This window comes from Bradyrhizobium sp. STM 3809 (assembly GCF_000239795.1).
Classification (GTDB): domain Bacteria; phylum Pseudomonadota; class Alphaproteobacteria; order Rhizobiales; family Xanthobacteraceae; genus Bradyrhizobium.
Window position 1 is genome coordinate 1 of record NZ_CAFJ01000134.1, and the last position, 10,606, is coordinate 10,606.

Genomic DNA, 10,606 nt, shown 5'->3' on the forward strand with positions numbered 1-10,606 from the left:
AGAAATCAGACCGAGAAGCTGGTGCCGCAGCCGCAGGAGGCGGTGGCGTTGGGATTGTTGATCCGGAACGAGGCGCCCATCAGGTCGTCGACGAAATCGACCTCCGATCCGGCCAGGAACGGCACCGAGGCCGGATCGACCAGCACGACCGCCTTGTCGCGCGCGATGACGAGATCATCCTCGGCCTTGGCGCGGTCGATGTCGAACTTGTACTGGAAGCCGGAACAGCCGCCGCCTTCGACCGAGATGCGCAGCATCGCGCCGGCGCTCTCCTTGCCGAGGATCTCACCGATGCGGCGGGCGGCGCGTTCGCTGATGGTGACGGGGCCGGTCGAGGCATCGGTCATCAAGGCATCGGTCATGGCAGTCTCCGGGTCGCGCGTCATGCCCTATTCATTTGGTCTCGGGCACTCCCCATAGTTAAGTGGGCCCCGCCCTGGAATCAAATCGCAAAAGGAACAATCGCCCGTGTCGGTCGGAATGGCTGCTCCCCGCGCTCCCTATTCCTGCGATCCCGATCGCAGCCGGGGCCGCCTGTTCGCCGAGCCGCCGTCGCGCACCCGCAGCCCGTTCCGCCGGGATTGCGACCGGGTGATCCATTCCACGGCCTTCCGCCGCCTCAAGCACAAGACCCAGGTGTTCGTCTTCCACGAAGGCGACCACTACCGCACCCGCCTGACCCATTCCCTGGAGGTCGCCCAGATCGCCCGCGCGCTGGCCCGCCAGCTCGGGCTCGACGAGGACCTGACGGAGACGCTGGCCCTGGCGCATGATCTCGGCCATCCGCCGTTCGGCCATGCCGGCGAACGGGCGCTGAACCGCTGCATGGCGGAGCATGGCGGCTTCGACCACAATGCCCAGACCTTGCGCATCGTCACGTCGTTCGAGCAGCGTTACCCGGATTTCGATGGCCTCAATCTGACCTGGGAATCGCTCGAAGGCATCGTCAAGCACAACGGCCCGTTGCAGGGGCCGGTCCCCGCCGGGATTGCCGAGTTCAACGCAAGGTTCGACCTGGAGCTGTGGAGCTACGCCTCGCTCGAGGCCCAGGTCGCCGCGCTCGCCGACGACATCGCCTATGATGCCCATGACATCGACGACGGGCTGCGCGCCGGCCTGTTCACCGTCGACGACCTCAAGGAGGTGCCGCTGCTCGCCGCCATGATCGCCGAGATCGACCGGCACTATCCGTCGCTCGACGATATCCGGCGCGGGGCGGAGCTGGTGCGCGAGCTGATTTCCTATCTGATCGCGGCGGTGGCCACGGAGGCGCAGCGCCGAATCGAGCGCGCGAAGCCGGTGTCGCCCCATGACGTCAGGCGCCAGGCCGGCCCGCTGGTGGCGTTTGCGCCCGATGTCGCCGAGCACGAGGCCACCATCAAGGCATTCCTCTGGCAGCGGATGTATCGCCACGAGCGGGTGATGCGGGTGATGCGCGATGCCGAGCGGATCGTGGCGGACCTGTTCGGCCGCTATCAGCAGGACGCCGCGACCTTGCCGGCCGGCTGGCTCGACGATTGCGCGGGAGAGGGCGACCGGGCGCGCCGGATCAGCCATTTTATCGCCGGAATGACCGACCGTTTCGCGTTAACCGAGCACCACCGGCTTTTTGACTCGACCCCGGATTTGCGTTAGGCGGCGGCATGGTTGAACGAGCGTCCACCCCCTATCTTTTCGCCGACATGCTGGCCCGCGTGCACGCCATCTGCGCCGCGCTCGCCAAGGCTGGCGGCTGGCCCGAGGGCATCGATTTCTCGCGCGTGGTGGTCGAGCCGCCGCGTGATCCGAGCCACGGCGACATGGCCACCAACGCCGCGATGGTGCTGGCCAAGGAGGCCAAGGCCAAGCCGCGCGATCTCGCCGAGCAGATCGCCGAGCGGTTGCGCTCCGATGAGCTGGTCGCCAAGGTCGACGTCGCCGGTCCCGGCTTCATCAACCTCACTTTGCAGCCGACGGTTTGGGCGCGGGCGCTGGCCACGATCCTGCGCGAGGGGGCCGACTACGGCCGCGTGGCACCTGTTCCGGGCGCGCCGAAGGTCAATGTCGAATACGTCTCGGCCAATCCGACCGGGCCGATGCATGTCGGCCATTGCCGCGGCGCGGTGTTCGGCGACGCGCTTTGCAGCCTGCTGCAGTTCGCCGGCCGCGACGTCACCCGCGAATACTACATCAACGATGCCGGCGCCCAGGTCGACGTGCTCGCGCGCTCGGCCTTCCTGCGCTATCGCGAGGCGCTCGGCGAGGACATCGGCGTCATTCCCGACGGGCTCTATCCCGGTGATTATCTGAAGCCGGTCGGGCAGGCGCTGGCCGCCGAGCATGGCGACAGGTTGAAGGCGATGCCTGAGGCCGAGTGGCTGCCGATCGTCCGCAACACGGCGATCGCGATGATGATGGCCGAGATCAAGGATGATCTCGCCGCGCTCAACATCAGGCACGACGTGTTCTTTTCCGAACGCTCGCTGATCGAGCAGGGCAACAACAAGGTCGCCGAGACGATCGACTTCCTGCGCCAGCGTGGCGACGTCTATCTGGGACGTCTGCCGCGACCGAAGAGCGCGGCGGTCGAAGACTGGGAGGATCGCGAGCAGGAGCTGTTCCGGGCGACGGCCTATGGTGATGACGTCGATCGGCCGCTGATCAAGTCAGACGGCTCCTACACCTATTTCGCATCCGACATCGCCAATCATCGGAACAAGTTCGAGCGCGGCTTCGCCGACCTGATCGACGTGTTCGGCGCCGATCACGGCGGCTACATCAAGCGCATGCAGGCGGCCGTGCAGGCGGTCTCGGGCGGGCAGGCGGTGCTCGATGTCAAAGTCGTGCAGCTCGTGAAGCTGCTGCGCAACGGCGAGCCGGTGAAGATGTCGAAGCGCTCCGGCGACTTCGTGACCTTGCGCGAAGTTGTTGATGAAGTGGGGCTTGATGCCGTCCGTTTCATGATGCTTTATCGCAAGAATGATGCGGTGCTCGATTTCGACCTCGCCAAGGTCATCGAACAGTCGCGCGACAACCCCGTGTTCTACGTCCAGTACGGGCACGCGAGAGGGCATTCGATCTTCCGCAATGCCCGCGAGAGCTTTCCGGACCTGCCGGAGGAGGAGGGGGCGCGGATCGCGTTCCTGCGCGGGGCGAAGCTGGAAAAACTCACCGACTCGGCCGAACACGACCTCTTGAAACGGCTGGCGCTGTACCCACGTACGGTGGAAAGCGCGGCCCTGGCGCATGAGCCGCACAGGATCGCCTTCTACCTCTATGAACTTGCAAGCGAATTTCACGCCCTCTGGACCCGGGGGCGGGATTTGCCCTATTTACGCTTCATTATCGATGATGATGCAGAATTGACCAAGGCACGTTTGGCCATGGTTCAGGGCGTCGTCTCGGTACTGGCGTCGGGACTTGCGATCTTGGGCGTTAATGCTCCTGATGCAATGCGCTGATTGGGGGAAACACGCGACTTCAGTTGGGGGCCTCAATCTGGCAGGGTCCGCCTTAGGACGCATATGCGGCTCACCCGCAGGGACGCTTCATCACGATGGCTGATCGTTACCAGGACAGACCCTTTCCCGCTGATGGTTTTGGCCGCGGTGGAAACCAGCAGGCCGATGCCGATCCGCTGGCCGAGCTCGCCCGTCTGATCGGGCAGAATGATCCTTTTGCAGCTTCGGGCCGGGGGACACCTCAGCCCCAGCAGCGGCCGATGGCCCGACCGGCAGCACCTGCGCCGGAGCCGCAGGCCGCCATGCCTCCGGCTGGAGCTCCGGCCTGGATGCAGCGTGCCCAGCCGGCCGCCGCCAATCCCTTTGCAGATATGGGGCGTGAGGCGCCGCAGCCCGCGCCAACCCCGCCCGCGTTCCCCGCCGGTTTCCAGGATCCGCGCGCCCAGCCGGCCTTCCCCGAGCAGGATTTTGCCGCCGCCGCCCCGCGTCCGCAGCCCGGCTATCCGAACGCTGAATTCGCTGACCAGCTGTCCAAGCTCGATTACAGCGTTGGCGACGCGCGTCATGGCTTTGCCGAGAACGATCGTGACTACAACCGCGATGGCTTCGACGACAGCGAGCAGGACGCGTCGCGCTATGACGACGCCCTGTTCGGCCAGATGGGCTCGGGCCAGCAGGGGTTCCAGGGCGATGGCGATTTCCAGGATGGCCAATACGGCTACCAGGACGGTTACGACGAGGGCGAGGAAGAGGAGCGGCCGCGGCGGCGCGGCGGCATGAGCACGGTGCTTGCGGTGCTGACCCTCGCGGTGGTCGGAACCGGCGGCGCCTACGGCTACAAGACCTACATCTCGTCGAGCCGGACCGGTGAGCCGCCGATCATCCGGGCTGACAACAGCCCGACGAAGATCATGGCGCAGCAGGATACGACGCCGAAGGTGCCGGACCGCCTGCTCGGCGGCGATGGCGGCGAGAAGCTGGTGTCCCGCGAGGAGACGCCGATGGACCTGAACACGCGCAGCGGCAGTCCGCGCGTGGTGTTTCCGCAAATGGGCCAGACCGGTGCTCCGCCGCAGGCGAGCCCGCCGAGCGTGACGCCGGCGCAGATCGCCAATGCCAACGGCATCCTGCCGAACAGTGATCCGCGACCGATCAAGACGCTGTCGGTGACTGGTGGCAATCAGTCGGCTGCGGCCGATCCGGGCGGTGCGCCGATGCCGGCGACCCCGCCGGCCAAGCCGGCCAAGGGCAAGAAGTCGCCGGCCAATGCCAACGCGTCTGCGGCGACCGACACGCCGATGCCGCTGGCGCCGCAGGCCGCGACGCCGGCGACCGCGCCGGCCCGCATTGCGGCGGCCGTGCCGGTCACCGAGCAGACCCAGACCGAACGGACGGGCGGCTATCTCGTCTCGATCTCGTCGCAGGCCAGCGAAGCCGAGGCGATGACGTCCTACAAGGCGGTCCAGGACAAGTATGGCGCCGTGCTCGGCAAATACGAGCCGATCATCAAGCGCATGGACCTGGGCGACAAGGGCGGCGTCAAGTACCGCGCAGCCGTCGGCCCCTTCGCGACGAAGGAAGAGGCCAACAAGATGTGCGGAACGTTGAAAACCGCCGGCGGACAGTGTTTCCCGTTTAGCAACAATTAAGGCTTGCTTGACCGACCCCGAGGCGGGGGTCTATGCGGCCCGCATGACCATGCGGGCTTTCATTACCGGCATCTCCGGCCCTGACCTCACCGAGGCCGAGCGCGCCTTCATCCGCGATGCGAAGCCGTGGGGCTTCATCCTGTTCAAACGAAACGTCCAGTCACCTGCGCAAGTGACTGCACTTGTTCAGCAATTACGCGATTGCGCCGGCCGCTCCGACGCCCCCGTCCTGATCGACCAGGAGGGCGGGCGGGTGCAGCGCCTGGGGCCGCCGCACTGGCCGGCCTATCCCGCGGGCGTGGTGTTCGACCGGCTCTACGACCTTGATTCGGCCGCGGGCCTGCGCGCCGCCTGGCTCAGCGCCCGCCTGATCGCAGACGATCTGAGCCGGCTGGGGATAAATGTCGACTGCCTGCCGCTGGCCGACGTGCCCGTCGCAGGCGCCGATGCCGTGATCGGGGACCGCGCCTATGGCACGGTGCCGGCCAAGGTGGCGGCGATTGCCCGCGCGGTGACCGAGGGGCTGGAGCAGGGCGGGGTGCTGCCGGTGCTCAAGCACATTCCGGGTCATGGCCGCGCCACCGCCGACAGTCACCACCGCCTTCCGACCGTGGACACGCCGGAAACGGAGCTCGACGCCACCGATTTCGCCGCCTTCCGGCCGCTTGCCGACCTGCCGATGGCCATGACTGCACATGTTGTGTTTAGCGCGATCGACGCCGCCCATCCGGCCACGACTTCTGCGACAATGATCCAGCGGGTGATTCGCGAACGGATCGGGTTCCAGGGTTTGTTGATGAGTGATGACGTGTCCATGAATGCTTTGGCCGGAACGATCGCCGAGCGCACGCGCGCGATCGTCGCGGCCGGCTGCGACATGGTTCTGCATTGCAACGGCAAGCTCGACGAGATGCAGGCCGTCGCCGCCGAGACGCCGGAGCTTGCCGGTCAGGCTCTGATCCGCGCCAATCGCGCGCTTGCGGCGCGCAAGGCACCCCAAGGGATCGACCGCAGCGCATTCAGCGCCGAGCTCGATGGCCTGATCAACCGGCTGGGACCCGCGAGCGCATGACCGCTGAAATTCTGTCGTTTGAAACCGGCCGTCCCACGACGGAGCTGGCCGAAGCCGAGCCGGCATTGGTCGTCGACGTCGAGGGCTATGAAGGCCCGCTCGACCTGCTGCTCGCGCTGGCGCGGCAACAGAAGGTCGACCTCGCCAAGATCTCCATCCTGGCGCTCGCCGACCAGTACCTCCAGTTCATCGAAGCCGCGCGCAAGATCCGGCTCGAGCTCGCCGCCGACTATCTCGTGATGGCGGCCTGGCTCGCCTTCCTGAAGTCGCGCCTGCTGCTGCCGGAGCCGCCGGCGCAGGAAGGGCCGAGCGCCGAGGAGATGGCGACTGCGCTCGCCAACCGGTTGCGCCGGCTGGAGGCGATCCGCGAGGCCGCCAACCGCCTGATGAACCGGCCGCAGTTCCAGCGCGACGTGTTCCCGCGCGGCAATCCGGAGTCGATCGCCGAGGTCCGCAAGCCGAAATTCACGGCGACGCTGTTCGACCTGCTGTCGGCCTACGCCATCCAGCGCCAGGCGCGCGTGGTGACGTCAGTCCATATGGCCAAGCGCACAGTGTGGTCGCTGGCCGAAGCGCGCGCGACGCTCGAGCGGCTGGTCGGCATGACCGAGGTGTCGGACGACTGGGGATGCCTCGACGACTATCTGCTGAGCTACGTCCCGGAGCCCACGCAAAAGGCCACCGTCTTCGCCTCGAGCTTCGCGGCCGTTCTGGAACTGGTCCGCGAAGGCAAGCTCGAGCTGAACCAGAAGCAGGCGTTCGCGCCGCTGTATTTTCGTAAGCGTCCACCGAACCAGCCCGGCGCCATGGCTGCGCCGGACTTGACGGTTGAGTAACGAAGAAGGAGACCCTGCCATGGCAAGCTTGGCGGAACTGCGCATGGAAGAGCCCGACGAGATCGCGACGAGCGAGCCCGAGGTGCGCCCCGAAGAGTTGCGCATCCTCGAGGCGCTGCTGTTTGCCTCGGCCGAGCCGCTCGAGCAGGCCACGCTCGCCAAGCGTATGCCTGAAGGTGTCGATATCAAGGCCGCGCTCGCGCAATTGCAGGCGGATTACGCCAATCGCGGCGTGAATCTCGTTCGCGTCGCCAACAAGTGGACGTTCCGAACCGCCGGCGATCTCGCCTGGCTGATGACGCGCGAGAGCACCGAGACGCGCAAGCTGTCGCGCGCGGCGATCGAGGTGCTGGCGATCGTGGCCTATCATCAGCCGGTGACCCGCGCCGAGATCGAGGAGATCCGCGGCGTCGTCACCTCCAAGGGCACGCTCGACGTGCTGCTGGAGACCGGCTGGATCAAGCCGCGCGGTCGCCGCAAGACCCCGGGCCGCCCGCTGACCTTCGGTACGACCGATGCGTTCCTCGCCCAGTTCAGCCTGGAGACCCTGGGCGATCTGCCGGGCCTGGAGGAGCTGAAGGGGACTGGCCTGCTGGATTCGCGGCTGCCCACCGGCTTCACCGTGCCGACGCCGTCGGACGATCCGACGCTGCGCGAGGACGAGGAACCGTTGGATCCCGGCGATCTCGACCTGGCGCTGGCGCCGGCGGTCGAAGCCGAGCCTGGCGAAGCGGGCGCTGCCGAGGCGGAGACATCCGAGGCCGAAGCGGCCGTGGCGGACATGGGCTCGGTCGATAGCGGTGTGGTCGAAACGCTGTCACAGACCGCAGAGGCGGGCGTCGCGGAGACCGAGGCTGCCGTTCCGGATGACGAGGCTTCGTCGCAGCTTGTCGTCGGCGATCTGACGATCGCGACGGCGGAGACGGACGCCGAGACCGACGAGGCGGACTTCGAGGTCGAGGAGCTTGAGGACGAGGCACTCGTCGACGAGATCGACGACCAGGCGCTCTCCTCCGAGCAGGAAGATGAAACCGTCGCCGAGCTGGCCGAAGTTTCAACAGAGGATGAGGCGGAGGCTGAGGTCGGTGATGTCGCCGAGGTCGACTCCGATGCGGCCGACCGCGATACCGACGAGGACGGCTCCGAGCACCGGGAGGGGTGACGGCCCCCGCGGCCGTTAACACTCGCGTTATTACGTAGCTCCGGCCGTGATTTGCCGGAGCTGAAGTGCTTGTTTTTGCGGGCGGCGACGCCTACCTTCCGCCCATATCGGGCTGTCCGCGCGTCATTTTCGGCCCCCGTCGCGATGTGTTCGTGTTGCTGTTTCGCAATCGAATGCTAGAAGCGAAGTGTCGCGGTCAAGCCCATGGAAATGGCGCGGTTTCGGCGGTAGCGTCGACGGGCAGCCGGGTGAAGGCTGCACCGGTGTTTGGAGGGTTGCAGGATGGGTTCGCTTAGCATTTGGCACTGGATCGTGGTGATCGCGGTCGTCCTGCTGTTGTTCGGACGCGGCAAGATCTCCGATCTCATGGGCGACGTCGCGCAGGGCATCAAGGCCTTCAAGAAGGGCATGCAGGACGACGACAAGGCGCCGGAGAAGACCGAGCCGGTCAAGTCGATCGACCACGGCGCCACGCCTTCGGCCACCCGCACGGATGTCGGCAGCAAGGCCGTTTGATCTGCGCGTGAAAGGCGCGGGCGGCGCGCGCTCCCGCTTGGGGCGAACCTGCTCGGACGGGGCAGGGCGGGAACAGAGGCGTCGTCGCGTAGGCGGATTGTTACATGTTCGATATCGGGTGGAGTGAACTGCTCGTCATTGGGGTCGTCGCGCTGATTGCGATCGGCCCCAAGGAGCTTCCCGGCGTTCTGCGCATGGTCGGGCAGTGGATGGGCAAGGCCCGCCGCATGGCTTCGGAATTCCAGGGCCAGTTCCAGGAGGCCATGCGCGAGGCCGAGATGGCAGACCTCAAGAAGAGCTTTGACGAGGTCAAGGAGGCCGCGAGCGGCTTCTCGCCGAGCGGCATGATGTCATCGCTGCAGCGCGACGTCGACAAGGCGCTGGATATCGAGGGCGTGGACAAGCCGGCGGAACCGGTCGCGCCTGCATCCGAAGCGGTTGCCGCGCCGCCCGAGACTCCTGTCATTCCCACGACGCCCGAGCCTCCGCGCGTCGAGACCTTTGTGGAAGCCGAGGCGCATCAGGCCGCCAGCGAGCCGCTGGCCATCGTCCGCGAAATCAAGCCGGAGCCGCAGCCGCACCCCGTCGATGGCGCGGCAACGGCCGAGGCCGAACGTCTGAAGGACGCCAAAGCGTCATGACCGTCGAAGATATCGAGGCCAGCAAGGCCCCGTTGATGGATCACCTGATCGAGCTTCGCTCGCGGCTGATCAAGGCGCTGCTCGGCTTCGGCGTGGCCTTCATCTTCTGCTTCTTCTTCGCCAAGCAGATCTACAATATCCTGGTGCTGCCGTTCGTCTGGGTCGCCGGCGCGGAGAACAGCAAGTTCATCTACACCCAGCTGCTCGAATATTTCATCACGCAGCTCAAGCTCGCGATGTTCGGGGCCGGCTTCATCTCGTTCCCCATCGTGGCGACGCAGATCTACAAGTTCGTCGCGCCAGGTCTCTATCGCCACGAGCGCAATGCGTTCCTGCCCTATCTGATCGCCACGCCCGTTCTTTTTCGTTGCTTGGCGCCATGCTGGTTTATTTCGCGGTGTGGCCGATGATCGTGCGCTTCTCGCTCGGCATGCAGCAGCTCGGCGGCCCGGAGACGGCGCAGATCGCGCTGATGCCCAAGGTGGGCGAATATCTGTCGCTGATGATGTCGCTGATCTTCGCGTTCGGCATCGCGTTCCAGCTGCCCGTCATCCTGACGCTGCTCGGCCGCATTGGCATCGTGACCTCGCAGATGCTGAAGGAGAAGCGGCGGTACTTCATCGTCATCGCCTTCATCATTGCCGCGGTGCTGACCCCGCCGGACGTGCTGAGCCAGGCGTCGCTGGCGCTGCCGCTGCTGGCGCTCTACGAGGGCGCGATCATCGCGGTCGGGATCGTCGAGAAGCAGGCGGCTGCGGCCAGGTCCGGATCGTCGGCCGGCTCCGGCAATCTGCCGACCAACCCGTCCGAATAGGGCGCTCCTGTTGCCCGGGCTTCCTCCCGGGCTTGCCTGTTCCCATCCGTTGCCATTCGCGGTAGTGCAAGCCGACCTGCGACCCAGGGCGACTCGCGAACCCCATTTCGTTCCCAGGACCGAACGACCATGCACGACATCAAATCGATCCGCGACAATCCGCAAGGTTTCGATGCGGCGCTGATGCGCCGGGGTCTGTCGCCGCTGTCGTCGCAGCTGCTCGCCGTCGACGAGCGGCGGCGCGCGGCGATCCTGGCCTCCGAGCAGGCACAGGCGCGGCGCAACGCGGCTTCCAAGGAGATCGGCGAGGCCAAGAAGGCCAAGGACGATGCGCGGGCGTCGGCGCTGATGGAGGAGGTCGCCAAGCTCAAGACCACGATGCCCGAGCTCGAGACGGCCGCCAGGCAGGCCGACAAGGATCTCGCGCGCGAACTCGCCGCCATTCCCAACCTGCCGCTCGACGAGGTGCCGGACGG

The 10,606-nt window shown here is 66.4% G+C and carries 9 protein-coding genes and 2 pseudogenes; 10 read left to right on the forward strand and 1 reads right to left on the reverse strand.

Annotation, left to right across the window (positions count from 1 at the left end; genetic code table 11):
- Positions 1-5: 5 nt before the first annotated feature.
- The gene (gene erpA / locus BRAS3809_RS06710; protein WP_008961333.1) at positions 6-347 is read right to left on the reverse strand and encodes an iron-sulfur cluster insertion protein ErpA; all 342 of its coding nucleotides are present in this window, start codon (positions 345-347) and stop codon (positions 6-8) included.
- Between the two features lie 121 nt (positions 348-468).
- Here erpA and BRAS3809_RS06715 point away from each other — a divergent pair, with 121 nt between their 5' ends.
- From BRAS3809_RS06715 to BRAS3809_RS06760, 10 genes and pseudogenes are all read left to right on the forward strand, one after another.
- Complete coding sequence (locus BRAS3809_RS06715) at positions 469-1,635, forward strand: deoxyguanosinetriphosphate triphosphohydrolase (protein WP_008961334.1); 1,167 nt, start codon at positions 469-471, stop codon at positions 1,633-1,635.
- Positions 1,636-1,643: 8 nt separating this feature from the next.
- Positions 1,644-3,440, forward strand: coding sequence for an arginine--tRNA ligase (gene argS, locus BRAS3809_RS06720; protein ID WP_008961335.1), 1,797 nt, complete (start codon positions 1,644-1,646; stop codon positions 3,438-3,440).
- A gap of 95 nt (positions 3,441-3,535) precedes the next feature.
- Positions 3,536-5,089 carry an SPOR domain-containing protein gene (locus tag BRAS3809_RS06725; protein ID WP_008961336.1) on the forward strand — a complete coding sequence of 518 codons (1,554 nt, stop codon included), beginning with the start codon at positions 3,536-3,538 and terminating at the stop codon, positions 5,087-5,089.
- Positions 5,090-5,132: 43 nt separating this feature from the next.
- Positions 5,133-6,161, forward strand: coding sequence for a beta-N-acetylhexosaminidase (gene nagZ / locus BRAS3809_RS06730; protein WP_008961337.1), 1,029 nt, complete (start codon positions 5,133-5,135; stop codon positions 6,159-6,161).
- Positions 6,158-6,997 (forward strand): segregation and condensation protein A, encoded by an 840-nt coding sequence (locus BRAS3809_RS06735; protein WP_008961338.1) that lies wholly within the window; start codon positions 6,158-6,160, stop codon positions 6,995-6,997. Before nagZ ends, BRAS3809_RS06735 begins: the two co-directional genes overlap by 4 nt.
- A 19-nt stretch (positions 6,998-7,016) precedes the next feature.
- Positions 7,017-8,159 (forward strand): SMC-Scp complex subunit ScpB, encoded by a 1,143-nt coding sequence (scpB, locus tag BRAS3809_RS06740; RefSeq protein WP_008961339.1) that lies wholly within the window; start codon positions 7,017-7,019, stop codon positions 8,157-8,159.
- 282 nt (positions 8,160-8,441) lie between these two features.
- Positions 8,442-8,675 carry a twin-arginine translocase TatA/TatE family subunit gene (locus BRAS3809_RS06745; protein WP_006614346.1) on the forward strand — a complete coding sequence of 78 codons (234 nt, stop codon included), beginning with the start codon at positions 8,442-8,444 and terminating at the stop codon, positions 8,673-8,675.
- 104 nt (positions 8,676-8,779) lie between these two features.
- Complete coding sequence (gene tatB / locus BRAS3809_RS06750) at positions 8,780-9,316, forward strand: Sec-independent protein translocase protein TatB (protein ID WP_008961340.1); 537 nt, start codon at positions 8,780-8,782, stop codon at positions 9,314-9,316.
- Positions 9,313-10,130 (forward strand): annotated as a pseudogene (gene tatC, locus BRAS3809_RS06755) (twin-arginine translocase subunit TatC). The gene tatB and the pseudogene tatC overlap by 4 nt, the downstream one beginning before the upstream one ends.
- A 129-nt stretch (positions 10,131-10,259) precedes the next feature.
- Positions 10,260-10,606, forward strand: a pseudogene (locus BRAS3809_RS06760) (serine--tRNA ligase); the annotation flags it as partial.